The organism is Lysinibacillus alkalisoli (assembly GCF_014643595.1).
Taxonomy (GTDB): domain Bacteria; phylum Bacillota; class Bacilli; order Bacillales_A; family Planococcaceae; genus Metalysinibacillus; species Metalysinibacillus alkalisoli.
Window position 1 is genome coordinate 132,517 of sequence record NZ_BMJT01000002.1, and the last position, 23,044, is coordinate 155,560.

Consider the following 23,044-nt stretch of genomic DNA (forward strand, 5'->3'; position numbering starts at 1 on the left):
ACACAGAAGCTATGAGCCAAAATTAATGATTGAAAAGAGCAAATTTCAACAATAAATAAAGGTCGTTTCTAGTAATAAAAAGTGAATCTGTCAATACGATGTGCGTTAAAAAGTTCTACTGTATGTAAAATAGTTAAAAAATAGCTTATTGAGAAACTTTTTCAAGTGTAATTTATGGCAAAATAGCAAAGGTCATTAGTTTTACTTATCGTAAAATATAATATTAATGTAATTTACTTATATAGCGTAATGCGCTATCATAGGAGTTGGAGAAAAGAAGCTTTATTCAGCCTTTTCAATAAAGAATTTAAATTTTAGGGGGAACCGTAAATGGCAAACTTACACAACAGCCGTTCTACATTCGACGTAAATGGTAAAGCGTATAATTACTACCGTTTAGGTGCAATTGAAGAAGCGGGCATTGCAAAAGTATCAAACCTTCCTTATTCAATCAAAGTGTTATTAGAATCTGTTTTACGTCAATATGATGGCTATGTTATTAAAGAGGACCACGTAGATAACTTAGCTAAATGGGGCAGAGACGCTGATGCAGAAGCAGAAGTACCATTCAAACCATCTCGTGTTGTATTACAAGACTTCACAGGTGTTCCAGTAGTAGTGGACTTAGCTTCTCTACGTTCAGCAATGAAAGAAATGGGTGGAGACCCAGCAAAAATCAACCCAGCAATTCCAGTTGACCTTGTAATTGACCACTCAGTACAAGTAGACAAATACGGTAACCAATCTGCTTTACAAGCAAATATGGACTTGGAGTTTGAACGAAATGCAGAGCGTTACAACTTCCTAAAATGGGCGCAAACGGCTTATGATAACTTCCGTGCTGTACCACCTGCAACAGGTATCGTACACCAAGTTAACTTAGAGTACCTTGCACCAGTTGTACACGTTTATGAAAATACTGATGGTACTTTCGAAACATTCCCAGACTCAGTAGTAGGTACTGACTCACATACGACAATGATCAATGGCCTTGGCGTACTTGGATGGGGTGTTGGTGGTATCGAGGCTGAAGCAGGTATGCTTGGTCAACCATCTTACTTCCCAATTCCTGAAGTAATCGGTGTTAAATTAACGGGCGACCTTCCTAATGGAACAACAGCTACTGACTTAGCACTTAAAGTAACTCAAGTTTTACGTGCTAAAGGTGTAGTAGGTAAATTCGTAGAGTTCTTCGGTCCTGGTGTTCCACAATTACCATTAGCTGACCGTGCTACAATTTCAAACATGGCGCCTGAGTATGGTGCTACTTGTGGTTACTTCGCAATTGATGAAGAATCACTTAACTATATGCGTTTAACTGGTCGTGATGAAGAACACGTAGCAGTTGTTGAAGCTTATCTTAAAGCTAACGACATGTTCTTTGACCCAACATTAGAGCCTGTATACACTGATGTAGTAGAAATTGACCTTGCAGACATTGAGCCAAACCTTTCTGGCCCTAAACGTCCACAAGACTTAATTCCATTATCTCAAATGCGTGCACGCTACAAAGAAGCCGTTACAGCACCAATGGGCGTACAAGGCTTCGGTTTAACTGAAGATGAGTTCGCTAAAACATCTACAGCTAAATTCGCTGAAGGCGACGTAGAAATCCCAACAGGTGCAGTAGCAATTGCTGCTATTACATCTTGTACAAATACATCTAACCCATACGTTTTAATCGCTGCAGGTCTTGTAGCTAAAAAAGCGGTTGAGTTAGGCATGGAAGTTCCTAAATGGGTTAAAACTTCTTTAGCACCAGGTTCAAAAGTTGTTACAGGTTACCTAGAAGATTCAGGTCTTCAAGAATACCTAAACAAAATTGGCTTTAACACTGTGGGTTACGGCTGTACAACATGTATCGGTAACTCAGGTCCTTTACTTCCAGAAATCGAAGACGCGATTAAAGATAACGACTTATTCGTAACTTCTGTACTTTCTGGTAACCGTAACTTCGAAGGCCGTGTTCACCCACTTGTAAAAGCGAACTACCTTGCTTCACCACCATTAGTAGTAGCATACGCATTAGCTGGTACTGTAGACATCGACCTACAAACAGACGCTATTGGTAAAACAGCTGACGGTAAAGATGTATTCTTCAAAGACATCTGGCCTGCAACTGAAGAAGTAAACGAAGTATTAAACAAAGTAGTTACTCGTGAATTATTCCAAAAAGAATATGAAACAGTATTCACTGCTAACGAAGCTTGGAATGCCATTGAAACGTCAACTGAATCTCTTTACACATTCGATGACAAATCAACTTACATCCAAAACCCACCATTCTTCCAAGGTCTTGCAAAAGAGCCAGGCTCAATCGAAAGCCTTGACAACATGCGTGTAATCGCTAAGTTTGGTGACTCAATTACAACTGACCATATTTCACCAGCTGGTGCAATCGGTAAAGATACACCTGCAGGTAAATATTTAATCGAGAATGGCGTTGCGATTCGCGACTTCAACTCATACGGTTCACGTCGTGGTAACCACGAAGTAATGATGCGCGGTACATTCGCTAACATCCGTATCCGTAACCAAGTGGCTCCAGGTACTGAAGGTGGCTTCACTACGTACTGGCCAACTGGCGAAGTAGAGTACATCTACGACGCTTGCATGAAGTACCAAGCAGACGGCACTGGCTTAGTAGTATTGGCTGGTAACGACTACGGTATGGGTTCTTCACGTGACTGGGCAGCAAAAGGTACTAACCTTTTAGGCATTAAAACAGTTATCGCACAAAGCTACGAGCGTATTCACCGTTCTAACCTTGTAATGATGGGTGTTCTACCTCTTCAATTCATGGCTGGCGAATCTGCTGAAACTTTAGGCTTAACTGGTAAAGAAGAAATCTCTGTTAACATCGCTGAAGGCGTTAAACCTCGTGATATCCTAACAGTAACAGCTAAATCTGAAGACGGTACCGTTAAAGAATTCCAAGCTTTAGCTCGTTTCGACTCAGAAGTAGAAGTAGACTACTATCGTCACGGTGGTATTTTACAAATGGTACTACGTGCAAAAGCAACAGAACAATAATTAACGCGTGTTAAAGACTCCAGTCTAACTGGAGTCTTTTTTTATGGCAAAAAATACCCTTTACGGTACCTTCTAATTCATGAAATAATTTACTTTTATCATTAAAATAAGTATAGTAGTCTTTGGGGCTACTATATAAATATAAACTATAGGTAAATAAGCTTATTTATATTGTTTGAGTAATAAGAAAAGCGAAGGGCAGTTCGTGATAATACTTATCATTTATAACGTAGCAGATTAAACAGATTATGGAGGTGTCACTATGAAACATATGGGCTGGATTGTCATAGGTCTTATTGTTTTATTGGCAGGGTGTAGTACAAAGGCAGAGGAGGAAACGAGACCTTATCGGGTTGGGATTGTACTTTCTGATGCAGGTCTAGGCGATGAATCATTTAATGACTTGGCTTTTAATGGTTTAACAAAAGCGAGAGATGAATTAGGCATCTTATTCGATTATAAAGAAGTAATAGACGGTAATTATGAACAGCAGTTAGAACAATTAGTAACAGAGCAATATGATGCAATTATTGGATTAGGTTTTAGTGCACAGAAGGCGTTAACAAAAGTAGCCGAAAAGTATCCACAAGAAACTTTTATACTCGTTGACGGGCAAGCAGATGCTTCAAACATCATATCAATTACCTTTAAAGAACACGAAGCTAGTTTTTTAATTGGTATGCTTGCGGCATTAACTTCTACAAATAAGCAGATTAGTTTTATAGGTGGGGAAGTAACACCTGTTATTCAACATTTTGAAGCAGGGTACATACAAGGAGCTCGCTATATTGACAAAGATATCGCGATTAAACGTGAGTATGCTAATGATTTCAATAATGCTAAATTAGGTGAACAAATTGCTCTTCAACATATGGATCAAGGTGCAGATTTTATTTATCATGCTGCAGGTTTTTCAGGTTTTGGTGCATTACAAGCAGCAGAGAAAAAAGGCGTGTATGCTGCAGGTGTTGACACAGATCAATTTTTTATTGCAGAAAAGGCTGTTGTAACCTCCATGTTGAAAAATGTTGACCAAGCGATCTATCAAGTCGTTAATGATCTATTACACAATCAAGAACAACAGCAACACTATGAATTAGGTTTAAAAGAAGCAGGTGTAGGTTTAGCACCTCTGCGCGTAATTTCTGCGCCAAAGCAATATCAACGGACTTTAGATAAGGCAAAAGAAGCCATAATAAAGGGTGAGTTGATTGTAAAAGAGGAGGTGCAGTGATGAGGTTACAAAGTAAAATTTTTATTAATACATTACTGCCCGTTATGTTAGCAGTCGCTATGTTAGCATTTATGGTGTATCAAACGTTTAACGTACAAACAACGGCACAAGACGATACAAACTTGTTAATGATGATTAAAGATTTAGAACAAGATTTAATTGTCACAAGCCAATCTTTGAACCATTATACTTATTTAGCGTCTGAGGCGAATAAAAAAGAAGCATTAGACAATATCGCATTGACACAAGGAAGTTTAACGGCATTAGAGCCACTAGCAAAAGTTGAAGAGCATCAAGTTATCATTCGGAAAATTGCAGATAAGTATGAAGTGTTAGTGAGTGCAGCTACAGATGGTTTACAACAAAATGATGTGGCAGAAGTAAAAAAACAATCCTTGCGTATTATGGGGATATTAAATGATATGCATGTATTAAAACAAGAGACAAATCAGTGGTATGAGTCACTTAATACAGATATTAAAAACAAACTTACCTTTATGACAACATTTATTGTTTTTGGTAGTGTGTTACTCATTATGATTGCTGTGATTTTTTCATTTATGGCAGCTAGAAAAATCGCTAAACCATTACAGACGATGGTACAGTCCACTCAAGCTATTGCCAAGGGTGACTTAACAATAGCTCATGATATGCAAGCCTTAACTACAGGAAGTTATAAAGAAATCAATAATCTTGCGACAAATTTTGTGACTATGATGAATACTTTAAGAGGTACCATTCAATCGATTGAGCAAACTGGCAACAATGTATCACAATTTACAAGTCAAGTTACACAATATATGCGTACATTAAAAGAAGGTAGCGTACAAATCGCAGAAGCTACAGATCAGTTGGCTAAAGGAAGCATGGTGATTTCTGAAGAAACACAAAAGACAGCTACTTTGATTCATCATGTAAACGATGAGTTTACAGAGGTGCGTGAGATTAGTGAACATGTTACCACCACAAGTCAAACCACTTTGGAAGTGGTGAATGAAGGGCAAACATCTTTACAGCAACAATCAAACTTAACAACAACAATTACAGCAACATCAGATGATATTAAAACAGCCGTGACAGACTTTATGTCACTTACTACGACTATTCAAGAAGCAACGACAGTTGTTTATACAATTGCTAATCAAACTAACCTTTTAGCTATTAATGCAGCGATTGAAGCTGCTCGGGCTGGTGAGGCTGGCAAAGGTTTTGCAGTAGTAGCGCATGAAGTAAAAAAACTCTCCACGGAAACAGAGAAGGCAACACAATTGATTTCGACGATGGCACAACAGATGCAAACAGGTATTAATCTCATACAACAGCGTGTACAAGAGGGGCACCAATTGATGCAAGAACAATCACAGTCTATGATGACGACCGAAGCAGCCTTTCAGCAAATTGCTGCTCAGATGATGCAGATGAATAAAGAGTTAGAGCAAGTTGTCAAAGAGATTGAAAGCACAGAGAGCATGAGCGGTGATATGGCGAGTGCTATCACAAATATTTCCGCTATAACGGAGGAAAATGCGGCAGGTACAGAAGAAATTACAGCGTCTGCTAATGAACAACTACAAGCTTTCCATACTATACATGAAAAAATTATAGCTTTAGAAGAAGTCACACATACCTTGCAGCAAGAGTTACGCCAATTTACTTTATAGTTTTGTGACAAATGACTGAACTTCAGCCGTTATGATAACGTTTTATTAAAAATGTTCTGAAAAAGCCGAGCTAAACCGTCAAATAATTAAGAATTTTATGGTAGAATAGAACATACATTTCGCAATGGAGGTTAGTCTATGAGCAAAATAAAAGTTGGGATTGTAGGTTACGGGAATTTGGGGAAAGGTGCAGAACAAGCTATTACACAAAATGATGATATGGTGTTAGTAGCTGTGTTTACACGTCGCAATCCATCAGAAGTGAAAATTGCAACGGCTGAAGCACAAGTATGTCATCTTGATGATGTTTTACAGTTTAAAGATGAGATTGATGTGATGTTATTATGTGGGGGGTCAGCTACAGATTTACCAGAACAAGTACCCGCATTAGCAGAACATTTTACGACGGTGGATAGTTTTGATACACATGCTAAAATTCCTGCATTTTTCCAAGAAGTAGATCAAGCAGCATTACGTGGTGGGAACATCGCGTTGATTTCTGTAGGGTGGGACCCAGGTCTGTTTTCGTTAAATCGTTTATTAGGTGAGTGTGTCCTTCCACAAGGGGAGACGTATACATTTTGGGGCGATGGTTTAAGCCAAGGGCATTCCGATGCTGTTCGTCGCATTGAAGGGGTTAAACAGGCTGTACAATACACACTTCCGCTAGAAGAGGCGGTTAATCGAGTGCGTAGTGGTGAAAATCCCTCATTAACTACACGTGAAAAACATGCTAGGGTCTGTTATGTCGTTGTAGAAGATGGTGCTGACCAACAAGCAATTGAACAAACGATTGTTACGATGCCAAATTATTTTGACGAGTACGAGACAACTGTACATTTTATTGACGAAGCAACCTTTACAGCCGAGCATAGTGGAATGCCACATGGTGGTTTTGTGATTCGTAGTGGAGAGAGTGCACAACAGCATAAGCAAATTATGGAGTTCTCACTAAAGCTAGAAAGTAACCCTGCCTTTACGTCAAGTGTGTTAGTAGCATATGCACGAGCAGCGTATCGCTTATCTCATAATGGTGAACGCGGTGCCCGCACGGTATTAGATGTGCCATTTGGTTTATTATCACAAGACGACCCAGCAACCTTGCGTAAGCGTTTATTGTAAGTGAGATAGTGATGTTAAGTGAGCTTTAAATTTATGTAATAATTATAATAAAAAGGCGTGATTTAACACTAATTTGTGCTAAATTGCGCCTTTTTTGTGTCTATGTTGTAAACAATTTTCCATGGTATTGAATACCATTGTTATATGATATACATTAAAAGTATAGGCAAAATAACCTAGATAATTCACTTCTGGAGAGGATGCATACATATGTCTTTGCGTGCAAAATTTAATTCGTTAGTTATGGCTTTTATTTTATTAGTTACCATAGTAATTGGTATTGTCATTTATTTTCAATCAACGAATTTAATGTACGAAAATTATGAAAAAAATGTAGAAAAATTATCTGCCTTAAGTTACAACTTATTTGATGAGAGAGTCAAAGGTGACTGGCAGATAAAAGAAGGTGCGTTGTATAAGGGGGATACACGCATTGAAGAGCAAGTACCGCTGATTGATGAGCTTGGACAAATGATGGATGGTGGCGTAACGGTCTTTCAAGATACCAAGGGCTTAATCACGACACTAGAACTTGATGGTAAGCGTCTAACTGGAAAAGATGCAGACCCTATTGTTATTGAAGCGGTGATGGAAAAAGGAGAGACATATATTGGTGAAGCGGATGTCGTTGGCACTAAGTATTTAACTTTATATACACCCATTAAAAATGCAAAAGGCGAAATTATTGGGATGTGGTTTGTAGGGGAGATTATTGATGAAATACAAACAGTATTATGGAGTTTTATTACGCGCTTAGCTTTAATTGTAGCAGTCGTTTTACTTATAGCATTTGTGGTGAGCTCGCTATTGACAGCACGTATGGTTAAACCACTGCGACGTTTAGTAAAACAGATTGATACGATTGCTAAAGGTGAAGGCGACTTAACAAAAACCATTTCTATTACATCAAAAGATGAAATTGGGCAAGTTGCACAGTCTTTTAACAATATGTTAACTACATTAAAGCAAATGATGCAACAAATTCATACAACCGCGCAATCTGTAACGGCTACATCTAGACAATTGTCAGAAACTGCAGCTGAAACGGCAGGCGCAACAACACAAATCAATGATACGATGCATCAAGTAGATGATGGTTCTGAGCAGACAGTAACAAGTATTACAGAAAGTGTGACAGCTCTACAAGAAATGGCGATTGGTGTACAACAAGTAGCGGAAACAACCGCAAGTATTGCAGATGCTACTAAACAAACAAGCGATGAAGCAGAAGAAGGTAATGAGGCACTCCAACGTGTTATTCAACAAATGGATGCGATTAACATCTCATCTGATGCAGTATCGCATGCCATTGGAAAATTAGCAGATCAATCAAATGAGATTGGTCATATTGTTTCTGTCATTACTGGTATTGCAGATCAAACAAATTTATTAGCTTTAAATGCTGCGATTGAAGCAGCAAGAGCAGGTGAACAAGGTAAAGGCTTTGCTGTAGTGGCAAATGAAGTGCGTATTTTAGCAGAGCAGTCTAAACAATCGGCAGATCAAATTGCTTTATTAATTGGGACCATTCAACAGGATACCCAGCGTGTTATGACAGCTATGGAAGGCAATACAAAAGAAACAGCAGCAGGTATTCAAGTGGTTAATGCTACCCAACAAGGCTTTGTGAAAATTAAAGGTGCTATTGATGAAGTGAATACGCAAGTCCATGAAGTATCAGCTGTTACTGAACAAATGTCAGCAGGTGTAGAAGAAATCACCTCATCAACTGAAGCAGTGGCACAAATTTCTACCACTATTTCTGACAATATTACACATGTTGCAGCAGCAACAGAGGAACAATTAGAAGCAATCAAACAAATTGATGATGCTTCACATCATATGGCAGAACAGGCACAAGAGTTACAAAATTTAATTAATCGTTTTACATTTTAACGTAGATATGAAAAAGGTTATTCCGCAAGTTGGATAACCTTTTTTATTTAAAAATATCAAGATGCCTTACGATTGGTGGAATTAGCGTTATCAATTATGTGAATCGGCAAAGGCTTCGCACTTTTACATAGTTATCTCAACGTCTTGTTTAATAGAGTAGTGGTTAAAAGGCTAATCGTTTGCGATAAAAATATAGGACATAATGAGATAAGAATATTGCTATAATAAAAAATTAATTGACAATTCAATTTATGTCATGTTAATCTATAGAAGCATTACTACTATAACGTGAGGAGGTAAGGACTATGAAAATCAGAACAGTAGGTCATCATGAGCAACAATTTCATAACACCCATTATCTCTTACCAATGACTACAATAAAATAGGGATAGATGTGGTATATGTCTGCCCTTTTAGCACATGCTCAAAAGAGTATGTGCTTTTTTGTTGTCATTTTTAGTAAATGTAATCGAAATGAGGGAGAGAGGATTATGAAAAAGTTACTTGAACAAAACAAAAAAATTATAAAGGAGTCGATGGACCCCGACTAGCAATTTTATAATAGAAAAGGGAGTTTTATATGTTTTCAGTATTAGGAAAATTACAATGGTTTTTTAAAGAACAATGGAAAAAATATACGGTAGCAATTTTTTTATTATGTGTTGCTAACTTATTAGCTATTATCCCACCGCTACTTGTAGGTAAAACAATTGATGCCATTCATCAAAATAATATGACAACTTCATTTTTAATGGAGCAAGTCATTTATCTCGCTGTAACGATTATTTTGTCTTATATCGCTAGCTTTGGTTGGCAATATTATTTATTTAGTGGAGCAAATGAGTTAGAACGTCAATTTCGTTCGCATTTAATGCGCAAATTTTTGCACATGACGCCTACATTTTACGAGAAAAACCGTACAGGTGACTTAATGGCTCGTGCAACAAATGATTTATCAGCAGTGGCTGAGACAGCAGGTTTCGGTATTTTAACATTAGCCGATTCCACATTATATTTATTAACGATAATCGTGACGATGTGTGTCATGGTTTCATGGAAATTAACATTGGCAGCCGTTCTGCCATTACCTCTTTTAGCAATAGCTATGAAAATATTAGGTAAATTAATACATGAGCGCTATATGAAAGCACAAAAGTCATTCGGTGATTTAAACGATGGCGTTTTAGAAGCTGTTGAAGGTGTGCGAGTGGTGCGAGCGTATGTACAAGAACGAGAAATGGAAGAACAATTTGCTACGATGACAGAAGATGTCTATCAAAAAAACATGCGTGTTAAGCGTGTGGAGGCACTGTTCAACCCATTAACAAAAATCGTCACAACATTAAGCTATATGATTGGTTTAGGTTATGGTGCATTTTTAGTAGCTAATGGTGAAATGACTGTTGGTGGTCTCGTGATGTTTAATGTGTATCTTGGCATGATTGTGTGGCCGATGTTTGCCATTGGCGAATTAATTAATGTTATGCAAATGGGGAATGCCTCTTTAGACCGTGTACAAGAAACATTGGAGGCTAAGGAAGCGGTAGTTGACCCTATTGATGCTACTATTTTGGAACGACCTGATGAAATTCAATTTAAAGGTTTGAAATTCCAGTATCCACAATCCCATAGCGCTAATCTGCAAGATATTAATGTGCATATTAGACGTGGTGAAACATTAGGTATTGTAGGTAAAACAGGTAGTGGTAAAACAACATTTATTAAGCAATTATTGCGTGAATATCCAAAAGGTGATGGAGAGCTGCAACTTGGGCAAGCTTCCATCGAGGCGCAAACAAAGGCACAAGTGCGCGATTGGATTGGTTATGTGCCACAATCACATGTATTATTCTCACGTACTGTTCGCGAAAATATTTTGTTTGGCAAACCAGATGCCACAGAACAACAGTTACAAGAAGCCATTCGCATGGCAGATTTTGATAAAGATTTAAAGCGTTTGCCAGAAGGCATTCAAACGCTTGTTGGTGAAAAAGGAGTCGCCTTATCAGGTGGACAAAAACAGCGTATTTCTATTGCACGTGCCCTGATTCGTGACCCAGAGATCTTAATTTTAGATGATTCTTTATCCGCAGTAGATGCTAAAACAGAAGCGCGTATTATTGCTAATATACGTCAAGTCCGCGCAGATAAAACCACATTAATTGTGACGCACCGTCTCTCTGCTGTGCAACATGCGGATCATATTATTGTGTTAGAAGATGGCTATGTAACAGAAGAAGGTACACATGAACAATTACTACAAGAAAAAGGCTGGTACAAAGAACAGTACGACCGCCAACAAATTGAGGGGGTGGAATAATGCGTACAAGAGAACGATTATTTGGCTATGCTAAATTGTATAAAAAACCACTCTTACTTGGTCTGTTTCTATTAATGATAGCTGTTGCAGCAGATGTATCCGGTCCTTTTATTGCAAAGCGCATTATTGATGACCATATCGCAACAGCAGACACAACAGGTATTAATGTAAAAGCGCTTGTTCTTTTATTAGCTGTATTTTTAGGATTGGCCATTATCGCTGCTATATTCCGTTATATTCAAGCTATCTTATTAAATAATGGTGCTAATCGTATTATTCAAAAAATGCGTAATGATGTTTATGAACATGTACAAACATTACCAATTCGCTATTTTGATAACTTACCTGCTGGTAAAGTTGTATCGCGCATTACGAATGATACAGAGGCGATTCGCAATTTATTTGTTACAGTGCTATCTAACTTTGCATCAAGTATTATGATGATTTTAGGGATTTATATTGCGCTCTTTATTTTAGAGTGGCGCATGGCCTTAATTGCTTTAGCATTAGTGCCAATTATTTTATTGTGGATGGTATTGTATCGTCGCATTGCGTCAAAATACAATCATGTCATTCGCAGTAAAGTGAGTGATATGAATGCTCGTATTAATGAGTCCATTCAAGGTATGCCGATTATTCAAGCATTTGGTCGTGAAAAGCAAATGCAAGAAGAGTTTGAAAAAACAAATGATGAACATTACCGTTATCAAAATAAATTACTCGTATTGGATGCTGCGACTTCGTTTAACTTAGTAGAGACGTTGCAATCTGTAGCGCTATTAACGTTTATCGTATATTTTGGTACGCAATCTTTAGGGCCAGACTTCGGTGTATCTATTGGTTTACTCTATGCTTTTGTTGATTATATTACGCGTATTTTTAGCCCTGTTACGAATATTGTTAATCAACTGTCGCATTTAGAACGTGCAAATGTTGCTTCAGAACGTGTCTTTTCTTTACTCGATCAAAAGGGTGAACCTGTTGATGATAAAAAAATAACGCGTTATGAAGGTAATGTGCGTTTTGAACACGTTTGGTTTGCATACAAAGAAGAAGAGTATGTCTTAAAAGATATTGATTTTGAAGCTAAAAAAGGTGAAACAATTGCATTAGTCGGTCATACAGGTTCTGGTAAAAGTTCGATTATGAATTTATTATTCCGCTTTTATGATGTGTCTAAAGGTCAAATTACAATTGATGGCGAGCCACTTGCTAATCATTCGCGACAAGCCATTCGTGAACATATGGGTATTGTGCTGCAAGATCCTTATTTATTCACAGGTACTATTGCTTCAAATGTAAGTTTAAATGATCCTGCTATTACGCGAGATAAAGTAGAACGAGCTTTACAAGCGGTAGGTGGCGAACGTGTGTTGCGTAATTTACCTCAAGGTATCGATGAGCCTGTTATTGAGAAAGGAAATACGTTATCAGCAGGACAACGTCAATTAATTTCATTTGCAAGGGCATTAGCTTTTGACCCTGCAATTTTAATATTAGACGAAGCTACTTCTAATATTGATACAGAAACAGAGGAAATGATTCAACATGCAATGGATGTATTAAAAGCAGGACGTACAACTTTTGTTATTGCACATCGTTTGTCAACAATTAAATCAGCAGATAAAATTTTAGTTTTAGATGCAGGTGAAATTGCCGAAAGTGGTTCACATGAAGAATTATTAGCTTTAGGTGGGCGTTATGCAGAAATGTATGAGTTACAAGCAGGCGAATAAATAATTACAATATAAAATGAGTTCGGCATTATGCCGAACTCATTTTTGCATAGCTTTTATGGCCTCGTGAATAAAGTGATCAACGTTAAATCCATTGGCGGAAGTTTTTGGCTTCCTTTTCAAGCGAATGGGCAGCAGCTGTCATAGCATCAAAATCATCTAATGTTGTTTGTATTTGCGAAGAATTGGCAGATACAGTGTTATGAATAGCGTGCACCCCACTAGACATTTCGTCAATTTCTTTCGTGATGGCATTTACATTCGAACGTACTTCCACAATGGATTGTTCTACACGTTCTGACAATTTGCGTACTTCATTAGCAACTACAGTAAACCCACGCCCATGCTCACCTGCACGCGCGGCTTCAATTGCAGCATTTAGTGCAAGCAAATTGGTTTGCGCGGCAATTTCACGAATGGTTTGTACCACTTGTTGAATATCTTGTGTACGCTTTTCAAGGGATGTAATAATAGTAGCGTTTGTTGTAGAGATAGTCGCCACTTCTTCAATACCAGCAGCTAAGTGGCGACTACTCATAATCCCATTTGTTGAAAGGTAGTTCAAGTTTTCTGCCATCTGATGCAAGTGATCAGTTACAGTACGTATTTTTGTTTGGCGTTCTGTAATGTTAAAGGCAATCTTTAAAATGTGAGTAACTCGTCTTTTTTCGTTGAAAATGGGCATATAGTTAGCCTCTAACCACACGCTGTTGCCATAGCGGTCCTTACGTTCAATTTTGTCCTCGTATTTGTGCCCAGCTAATAAATTGCGCCAAAAGTGTTCGTATTCCGGTCGATTAACAAAATGATCAAAACAAAGTTCACGGTGTGCCATACCAACCATTTGTTGCGGTGTATAATGAACAGCTGCAGCGAAGGATGGGCTTACATATTGCACGTGACGCGTGTCATCAAATAAAATAATCGCCATATTTTTATCTAAAGCTTGTACGACAAAGGCATTTAAATTTTGCTCCTGTAAAGTCACAATAGTATCCTCCAAATCACACTAATTCGTCATGGCGTATTGCAACTACAATAATATAGTATGAATTAGGTAATAGTAATCAATTCATATTATACATACAAACAACACTAGTATTAAAGATTTAGTGTCTTTTCATTTAGTAAAATAATATGACAACTAACCATTCATTTTATCTCAAGTCATATCGTTTGAAGACAAGCATTAGGATGCGAGGTTGTATCACTATAGTGAATTCGTTACAATAATATATGATATTGGTTAATTAAGGAGTAAAACATGTTAAAAAAAGGGTTACAACAGAGCGGTATTATCTTAGTATTGTACGGGATTAGTGCATTGTTCTTTTATTATTTTATTCGCTCAGGTGCACCAGCTACAATGCGTGGTACAGATGCCACAGGGCAATTTTTATATTTTAAACATCTTATTCGCCAGCTAGTCGAGGATGGCGGTTTATTTTGGTCATGGGTATATGGCTTAGGTGGCGATGTGTATGGGCAATTCGGTTATTATTACACAACATCTATTTCATTTATAGCAAGTTTATTATTTGATACGCCTACAGTTGATGCTATTTTAGCATTAACACTGCCTACATTAATGTTACAAGTTACATTTGGTATGTATATCATGTTTACATTATTACGTTATAAAGAGCGGAGTTATTTGGCTGCTTTTCTTGGAAGTGTGCTGTATGGTGGTAGTGCCTTTTTAGCAAATTATGCTGTTATTTTTGATTTTATGATGGAAAGTTTTATGTTATTACCACTTGTTATTTTAGGGTTTGAACATTACATAAAGTCGAATAAACCTTATGCCTTTGTTATTACCTTAGCTATAGTTCTATTTTCTAACTTTTATTTTGCGTATATGACAACTATTTTTTTAATGATCTATGCCATATATAAATTCTTTGATGAACCTCGTTTTACAAAGTCAGTGAAAGGTTTTTTACAGTATGTATTAACTACAAGTGGTTATTATATGCTTAGTGTAATGATTGCAGCTGTTGGCTTTTTCCCTACAGTGTATCAATTTTTGCAAAGTGGACGTATAGGAGCAGAGTATGAGTTGTCTTTATTTTTTAAAGATGATACATATGCACGAATACCGAGATGGTTCTTTTTATCGTATCAGGAGACAGGTGTAATAGGGATTGCCATGATTGCAGGTGTATTATTACTTGCCATGTTTGGCTTGCCAAATCGTCAATATTTGCCTAAAAAATTATGGCTCGTTACCTTATTACTATTGCTTGTTTCCCCATATGTATATTCTATGATGAACGGCTTTTCAGCTATGCAACGTCGTTGGTTTTATATGTTATTATTTGGCTTCACTTATTTAGCGGCATATAGTTTTGATGACGTTATCAAGATGAAGCGGCGCACGATTGTCTGGCTTAGTGTAATATTACTTAGCATAGTGTATTGGAGCGGGCAACGTACATGGTCGTTGCAGGGACGCGAAACTGAGGCAACAGATAGTATGTTAATAGGATTTGCTATTATCACTGTCATCTTATTGTTACTAGCTATGACTCAAAAAGTATGGCTATACAGAGGGGCGACGATAAGTATTATCCTTATCGTAATAATGACGGGAATGGTGCAATATCATGCTACATTCACCGCATTACTTGGGCCTCAGCAAGATCAAAAGAAAGCGGCAGAAGCATTTTTTACAAAGCCAGGTTTTACAAATGAGCTAGCCTTGGATATCGTCTCACAAATTAATCAACGTCGTACTGGGATGGAACGGACAATTTGGGATGATCCAAGTACAGAAGTAAACATGAGCATGTATTATGGTTATCCTTCGAGTGCTGCGTATAATAGTTTAATCCCTAACAATGTTCATCATTTTTTTAAAGAGCAATCCAAAACCTTACAACCAGGTACAGTGAGTGTGTATAACAATTATGATGAGCGGTTGTTTTTGGAGACGTTATTAGGCAATCGCTTTACAGTAGTACAACCTAATGCGCGTCATAAGCCATATGGCTATGAACAGGTGTACGCTAATAAGGAATGGGAGTTATGGGAGAATCAATATGCTTTACCTTTAGGAGTATGGTTTCCTAATACAGCGTATGTAACAGAGAGTCAAGTTGCACCACTGACAAGTGCACAACAAGATGAATTGTTGTTACAAAGTTTCATTGTGAAGGACGCAGATAAAAGCTTGCAACAACAACGCTCTCATATAGACTTACAAGATTTACAAGCTACAACGTTAAAACAAGGTTTGGCAGGTGTCACAGTAGTAAATGGCACGCAACAAGGTAATACATTTGTTATGCATAATAATGGCTCTATTCGGATCCCTTTTCAAAAGCCAAAAGAACAGCAAGGTGAGGTGCATGTTGCACTCACAATCAATAAGCGAGATGATAGCGGGTTTACGATGCAAATGTTAGATAAAAAGATGACTTACTTAGGGAAATACAATGTATGGAATTATCCGAAAGAGCAGTTTCACTTTAATTTAGGTTGGCAACATAAAACAGATTATATTGACGTACAATTAACAGAAGGTACTTACACAATTACAGAGGTGCGTATTGATTTCCTTAATTATAGTCATTACGTAACACAAGTTGAGCAACTGAAAAAGTATCCACTCACACAAATTACTACAACACCCCACACATTATCAGGTGTGATTGAAGTACCAGCTAAAGGTGTAGTATTGTTAAGTATTCCATATAGTAAGGGCTGGATGGCCACAATAGATGGGCAAGAAGTACCGTTACATGAGGTAGACTTTACATTTATGGGGTTACCAATCACAGCAGGAAAACATACCATTACTTTAGCGTATCAAACGCCGTACTTCATTGAGAGTTTAGGCATAACAGTGATTGGTTTATTGTTGTTATTACTTCATTATGTATTACCACTTTATCGCCGTAAAATGCAGCGTGTTAAAGGAGGGGAGTAAAATGCGTAAAGTAGTGCCAATTATTGCGATTAGCGTAGTGAGTTTGGCTGCTGTTAGGGCTGCATTGTGGTATTTTTTAAAGACAGACTCACCGATGTTGATGCGCGGTGCAGACGCTACGACACAAATGCTCTATTATAAAATGTTACTAAGTGATCTCATCCATCAAGGGCAATCGTTATTTTGGTCATGGCAATACGGTATTGGTGGCGATGTGTATGGGCAGTTTGCCTATTATTACTCAACATCGCTGACCTTTTACCTGACTACTTTTTTGACAGGTGCTAGCACAATCACAACGTTAGCTACACAACATACGTATGTATTAATAATACAAATGGTCATTGCCTCACTTTTTACGTATGCTTTATTCACTTATCGTGGTAATGGCTTTGTAGCTGCGAGCTTTGGGGCAATTATGTATAGCACTTCTTTTGTCTTCATTCAATATGGTTTGACATTAGATTTTATGGTAGAGGCTTTTGTGCTACTGCCAGTAGTACTGCTTGGTTTAGAAATTACTGTCCGAAGAAAAATAGCATTTCCTTTCATTTTAACTATGGCACTGGCTTTACTTAATTTTTATTTCGGTTACATTACAACCTTATTTGTAATGTGCTATGCTATCTTTTTATTTTTTGATACACAAACGGTTACAACATGGCGTAATTTTGTCCGTTATGCGTTGCATTTAAGTTTGTATTATGTATGTAGTTTAGCATTAGCTGCTATCGCTTTTATACCTGCTGTATACCAGTATTTACAAAGTGATCGACATGGTCAAGAAGCTAAATATGCCTTATTTTTCAGTTGGGATTTTTACTTTCAACTGCCAAAGACTTTATTTCTGTCATACCAAGAAGCAGATGCGATGCTATTACCCTTAATTACAGGTGTACTGATGATTTGTTTACTTATGACAAAGCAACCTAAACGCTATAAATATTTTTTAATGGTGCTCATCGTAATGATCTGTATTCCTTATATGTATTCTGTATTTAATGGTTTTGCTGCTATGCAGAGGCGTTGGTTTTATGGGGTTTATTTAGGGATTGCTCTTTTAAGTGCAGAAACGATGACACGGGTACGAACAATACAATGGCAGCCTTATTTGATTGCGAGTATGAGCTTATTAGTATGGTTAATCATTGTGTTACTAGTAAGCGATCAAACGATCACGGCTGTGAATATGAAATTGTTAGTCATAGGTATAGGCAGTATGATTGCATTAGGAGGCTATTGGCTTGTACAAACGAAACGGTGGCGCATAGGTTTTGCCTCTTCTCTTTTATTATTATTATTTGCACATAGTACATTACAAGCCCATTTTTATTTCACACGTGTACTTGGTGATGCAAGCACATATCAGACATTAAGTCGCGAATTTTTGCAACTACCTGGTTATGATAATAAAATAACACAAGAAGTAGCCCAACTTATTCAACAGCGTACACAAGGTATACAACGTACAATTTGGGCTGACGATGCTATACCAGACAATGCAAGTTTTTATTATCCTTACTATAGTAACAGCACGTATCAAAGCCTAATCCCACTCAATATTCATCAATATTATAAAGAACATAGCCAAACTTTACAAAGTGGTTCAGTAAGTCGTTATGCAAATTATGATGAGCGTTTATATCAAGAGTTATGGATGGCGAATCGTTTCCAAGTGATTAAAGATCGAGCTAGACATATCCCGTATCATCATCAGGCGATGGCTACATTAGGAGAATGGACAATTTATGAGGCGAAAGAGACGTTGCCAGTAGGTTTCGCCATACCTGCCGACCAGTGGCTGACTACTTCTGAAGCTGAACAACTGACAAGCGCAGCTTTTGACCAAGCCATTTGGCAAGCCGTTATTGTACACAATAACGATCAACAATTACAACAAGGGTCATCAAACTTTGACCCCTCCAAGTTAGTAACAGCTACAAAAAAGGTGGCTATGACAGATATTGAGCTCACTAATATTACCATGACAGATGCCTCACATATTACAGTAGGGGAAGCAGGAGGACAATTAAGAATCCCACTCCCACAAAATCCAACTGTAGGGGAATATCATCTGCAGATGGAATTAATGAAAGCAGAAGAGAAGTCTTATATTGTAAAGGTATTGGACAAGTCGTTTCATTATTTAGGGCAAAGTAACCCTTGGCACTACCTTAAAAAAGATTATACATTTAATTTAGGACATAACTACGATAAACCTTATATTGATGTACATTTGATAAAAGGACAGTATGAGCTTCAAAATATAGCTACACATTTTAATAGTTATGAGCCCCTACCTGCTTTGTTGCAAGCACGCAATGCACATGCACTAACGAATAGTACAGTGCAAGATACAGGAGTTACAGGTACAATGGCAGTTAATGAACCAAGTATCGCAATATTTAGCATACCTTATAGTAAGGGGTGGCAAGCTTTAGTGAATGGGGAGGAGGTTCCTCTTCATGAAGTAAACTATAGCTTTATTGGCATCCCATTAAGAGAAGGTGAGCATGAGATTGAACTCATCTACCGCACACCTTACTTTGACCAAGCTCGTTTGATTACGTTATTGGCATTTTTTATATTAATAACTGGTACGATTTATCAAATATGGTATAAAAGAAATTTGAAAAATAAAGAAAATAGCTAATCATTTGTAGTTTTAATTCGTGGGTGAGTTTTACAGTATCTAGTTCGATATAAAATAACAAGTATACAAAAAGGAACACCGGATTTATAGAAGCGGTGTTCCTTTTAATATGGAGTAGCCTGCGCTACCCATTTTGTATGTTAGCCTTGTTGTAATATTTTCTTAGAAATAATGAACGTGAATGGAATAGCAATAAATGAGGCTAATAATGGCGATATAACATCATTTAATCCAATCAAGTCCACTAAAATGTAAATACTTACCGTCGTTACAGTAATATTTACAACATAAGTCATAGGAAACTGAAAGAACTTCTTTAACGTAGGTTTGGTACGATACGTAAAATAGGAATTCAAGAAAAATGAACCTACCATACTAATAAGAAAAGCCAAAATATGTGCGAATAAATAATTGAGTTGTATGAGCTTTAAAAAGATTAAATATAAAATATAGTAATTAGCGGTATTTAAACAACCTACTATGATAAAGCGAAATACTTCAGAACGAATAAATGTATGAATACGTTGCATCATTTTAAGTCAACCTTTTTCTTTGTAGAGTAAGCGACTAAATAAGGTGGTCGCTGTTTCACCTCATAGTAAATGCGACCGATGTACTCACCAATAATACCGATGGCAATTAATTGCACACCACCTAAAAACAATACCGCAGCTATCGTCGTAAAGTAACCTGGTACTTCAATTCCATGGAGCATCGTTTGAATGAACATCACAAAAATATAAATAAAATCAAGTAGGGTAATTAATAACCCACCATAAATAGCGAGACGTAAAGGTTTATTGTTAAAAGAAATAATACCATCAATACCATAGTTTAATAAACTGCGGAAGGACCATTTACTATCCCCTTCAGCTCTTGTTACATTTTCATATGTAATCGTTGCTGCTTCAAAGCCAATCCAAGAAAATAATCCTTTGGAAAAGCGATTGTATTCGCGTAAATTTAATAATGCATTGACAGCTTTACGTGACAATAATCTAAAATCGCCAATGCCATTTTCAAAATGGACATCTGTCATTGCATTGATACATTTATAATAAATGTTTGTAAAAAAGGTGCGAGAGACATTATCTCCTTTACGGTTTCGTTTAGCAATGACTTGATCGTAACCTTCTTCGGCTTTTTCAATTAGTTTGGGAATCAGTTCAGGAGGATGTTGCAAATCAGCATCCATAATAATACTGTAGGCGCCAGTAGCATAACTTAAACCTGCTAACATAGCAGCCTCTTTACCAAAGTTACGGCTAAATTGAATGTAATGGCAGTGGTCATCTTTATCGTGTAGACGTGATAATTGTCTTTGCGTCCCGTCTTTACTGCCATCATTAATAAAAATAATTTCACATTGCATAGCAAGTTGATTGAGTATAGTGCGCGTTTCTTCGTAAAACGCTTCGATATTTTGTTCTTCATTGTAACAAGGTACAATTATTGATACGTGCATATGGATTCCCCTTTTTCATACATAACATGTTCACTATAGCGATTGAGTCCTCACTTGTCTACTTCATTTATCATCGCTATAGCACGAATAGGTGAGCCATCACCTTGTGCAATTTTTAATGGTAGTCCAATGAATAAAAATTCATCTGTGAGTTGTTCTAAATTGACTAAATGTGTATAAGTAATAATGCCTTGACGTAATAATTCCCGCTCTAAAGCCTCTGTAATATTGCCACCTACAAATAATGGTTGACTTGCTGTAATTTTATGCGCATCTTGTAAAGTTGCTTCCTCAATAAAAAACAATCCACGCTCAATGGGAAACGTGTCTTGTAGGCGTACAACTTTACTTTTGCCCATAAAGCGCTCTGCTGGCAAGTCATCTAAATTATCTCCATTTTCATGCATATGTGCAGGTGCATCAACATGTGTGCCAGTATGTGACCCAAGCGAAAGTGTACGCAATAACCAGCTATGACTATCATAGGTGTGAGTTGTTGTAATGTGTACTTCTGGGTCACCAGGGTAAACAGGCATCCCTTCATATAGTGTTTTAGTTAAATCAATAATTTTCATTTTCTTACTCCTATTAATTGGTATGCTCTCTATTGTACCATATTTGCTAATTTCCTTAATGTAGAAAAACAAATTATAAAAATTCACTTGAACTCATTTTTATACCGTGGTAAAATGCTTGTATAAATTTTAGTTGTACTGTATAAAAATTCAGTTCAGCAACGATGGAGGCGTAAGAAATATGACAAAAAAAGTAGTATTAGCTTATTCAGGTGGTCTCGATACATCAGTCGCGATTCCATATTTAAAAGAACAAGGTTATGACGTAATTGCGGTTTGTTTAGATGTTGGCGAAGGTAAGGACCTTGAATTCATTAAAAATAAAGCGCTACAAGTCGGTGCTGTTGAATCATATATGGTTGATGCCAAAGATGAGTTTGCAGAAGATTACGCATTAATTTCATTGCAGGGCCATACGTGGTATGAGCAAAAATATCCGTTAGTTTCCGCTTTATCTCGCCCTTTAATTGCCAAGAAATTAGTAGAAATTGCAAATGAAACAAATGCTTCTGCTGTAGCACATGGATGTACTGGTAAAGGTAACGACCAAGTGCGCTTTGAAGTTTCCATTCGTGCATTAAACCCTAATTTAGAAGTACTCGCACCTGTGCGTGATTGGGGTTGGAGTCGAGATGAAGAAATTGAATATGCACTGGCTCACGACGTGCCTGTGCCAGCTACAAAAGACTCTCCATTCTCCATTGACCAAAATTTATGGGGGCGTGCGAATGAAGCAGGTATTATGGAAGACCCTTGGATTGCACCACCAGAAGAGGCATATGGTTTAACAAAGCCATTAGAAGAAACGCCAGATCAAGCGGAAATTGTAGAAATTGAGTTTGTTAAAGGTGTGCCTGTTCAATTAAATGGAGAGACAATGAAGTTAGCAGATTTAATTCAACATGTAAATAAAATAGCAGGTGAGCATGGTATTGGTCGTATTGACCATGTGGAAAATCGTTTAGTCGGTATTAAATCACGTGAAGTATATGAAATACCAGGCGCACATGTCTTATTAAAAGCACATAAAGAGTTAGAAGATATTACATTAGTAAAAGAGCTTGCTCATTTTAAACCTGTTATTGAAAAACAATTAACAGAATTAATTTATGATGGCTTATGGTTTTCCCCATTGCGTGAAGCATTGCAAGCATTTTTAAAAGATACACAACAATATGTGAATGGTACAGTGCGTGTTAAATTATTTAAAGGCCATGCCATTATCGAAGGGCGTAAGTCGCCAAATTCGCTCTATAATGAAAAATTGGCAACTTATTCACGTGAAGATATGTTTAATCATGATTCAGCAGTCGGCTTTATTGAATTATGGGGATTACCAACAGTTGTAAATGCATCTGTTAATAAAAAATAAAACAATAAATATGTAGTAGTATATGGATCAACTGTTTATGAGGAGC

General features: G+C 37.2%; 14 protein-coding genes. 10 read left to right on the forward strand and 4 right to left on the reverse strand.

All coding sequences use genetic code 11. The features are described 5' to 3' along the window. Positions 1 to 330 precede the first annotated feature (330 nt). The 7 genes from acnA (at position 331) to IEW44_RS03120 (ending at position 13,002) form a co-directional block, all read left to right on the forward strand. On the forward strand, positions 331 to 3,033 hold the full coding sequence (acnA, locus tag IEW44_RS03090) for an aconitate hydratase AcnA (protein WP_188613562.1): 2,703 nt from the start codon (positions 331 to 333) through the stop codon (positions 3,031 to 3,033). A gap of 262 nt (positions 3,034 to 3,295) precedes the next feature. Beyond that, complete coding sequence (locus IEW44_RS03095; RefSeq protein ID WP_188613563.1) at positions 3,296 to 4,267, forward strand: BMP family lipoprotein; 972 nt, start codon at positions 3,296 to 3,298, stop codon at positions 4,265 to 4,267. Beyond that, on the forward strand, positions 4,267 to 5,928 hold the full coding sequence (locus IEW44_RS03100) for a methyl-accepting chemotaxis protein (protein WP_188613564.1): 1,662 nt from the start codon (positions 4,267 to 4,269) through the stop codon (positions 5,926 to 5,928). The genes IEW44_RS03095 and IEW44_RS03100 overlap by 1 nt, the downstream gene beginning before the upstream one ends. Positions 5,929 to 6,066: 138 nt before the next feature. Next, positions 6,067 to 7,050 (forward strand): diaminopimelate dehydrogenase, encoded by a 984-nt coding sequence (locus IEW44_RS03105; protein ID WP_188613565.1) that lies wholly within the window; start codon positions 6,067 to 6,069, stop codon positions 7,048 to 7,050. Positions 7,051 to 7,260: 210 nt separating this feature from the next. Next, positions 7,261 to 8,946 (forward strand): methyl-accepting chemotaxis protein, encoded by a 1,686-nt coding sequence (locus IEW44_RS03110; RefSeq protein ID WP_188613566.1) that lies wholly within the window; start codon positions 7,261 to 7,263, stop codon positions 8,944 to 8,946. A gap of 580 nt (positions 8,947 to 9,526) precedes the next feature. Beyond that, the gene (locus tag IEW44_RS03115; protein WP_188613567.1) at positions 9,527 to 11,266 is read left to right on the forward strand and encodes an ABC transporter ATP-binding protein; all 1,740 of its coding nucleotides are present in this window, start codon (positions 9,527 to 9,529) and stop codon (positions 11,264 to 11,266) included. After that, the gene (locus IEW44_RS03120) at positions 11,266 to 13,002 is read left to right on the forward strand and encodes an ABC transporter ATP-binding protein (RefSeq protein WP_188613568.1); all 1,737 of its coding nucleotides are present in this window, start codon (positions 11,266 to 11,268) and stop codon (positions 13,000 to 13,002) included. Before IEW44_RS03115 ends, IEW44_RS03120 begins: the two co-directional genes overlap by 1 nt. An 85-nt stretch (positions 13,003 to 13,087) precedes the next feature. Here the strand turns inward: IEW44_RS03120 and IEW44_RS16070 are convergent, their stop codons facing one another. Next, the gene (locus IEW44_RS16070) at positions 13,088 to 13,990 is read right to left on the reverse strand and encodes a methyl-accepting chemotaxis protein (protein WP_308421625.1); all 903 of its coding nucleotides are present in this window, start codon (positions 13,988 to 13,990) and stop codon (positions 13,088 to 13,090) included. A gap of 276 nt (positions 13,991 to 14,266) precedes the next feature. On the opposite strand from IEW44_RS16070, the gene IEW44_RS03130 reads away from it, so the two are divergent. Both IEW44_RS03130 and IEW44_RS03135 read left to right on the forward strand, forming a co-directional pair. After that, positions 14,267 to 16,933: a YfhO family protein gene (locus IEW44_RS03130; RefSeq protein WP_188613569.1), complete on the forward strand. Its 2,667-nt coding sequence runs from the start codon at positions 14,267 to 14,269 to the stop codon at positions 16,931 to 16,933. A 1-nt stretch (position 16,934) separates the two neighbouring features. Then, positions 16,935 to 19,586 (forward strand): YfhO family protein, encoded by a 2,652-nt coding sequence (locus IEW44_RS03135; RefSeq protein ID WP_188613570.1) that lies wholly within the window; start codon positions 16,935 to 16,937, stop codon positions 19,584 to 19,586. Positions 19,587 to 19,726: 140 nt separating this feature from the next. Here the strand turns inward: IEW44_RS03135 and IEW44_RS03140 are convergent, their stop codons facing one another. From IEW44_RS03140 to IEW44_RS03150, 3 genes are read right to left on the reverse strand one after another with little or no spacing between them, the layout of a single operon-like run. Next, complete coding sequence (locus tag IEW44_RS03140) at positions 19,727 to 20,119, reverse strand: GtrA family protein (protein ID WP_188613571.1); 393 nt, start codon at positions 20,117 to 20,119, stop codon at positions 19,727 to 19,729. Then, positions 20,116 to 21,051, reverse strand: a complete 936-nt coding sequence (locus tag IEW44_RS03145; protein WP_188613572.1) for a glycosyltransferase family 2 protein — start codon at positions 21,049 to 21,051, stop codon at positions 20,116 to 20,118. The genes IEW44_RS03140 and IEW44_RS03145 overlap by 4 nt, the downstream gene beginning before the upstream one ends. A 50-nt stretch (positions 21,052 to 21,101) precedes the next feature. Then, a complete protein-coding gene (locus tag IEW44_RS03150; RefSeq protein WP_188613573.1) occupies positions 21,102 to 21,626 on the reverse strand; it encodes a cyclase family protein in 525 nt (174 codons plus the stop codon). A gap of 181 nt (positions 21,627 to 21,807) precedes the next feature. Between IEW44_RS03150 and IEW44_RS03155 the strand changes: the two genes are divergently transcribed. Then, entirely contained in the window at positions 21,808 to 22,998 is a 1,191-nt protein-coding gene (locus IEW44_RS03155; protein ID WP_188613574.1) for an argininosuccinate synthase, read from the forward strand. Positions 22,999 to 23,044: the final 46 nt, after the last annotated feature.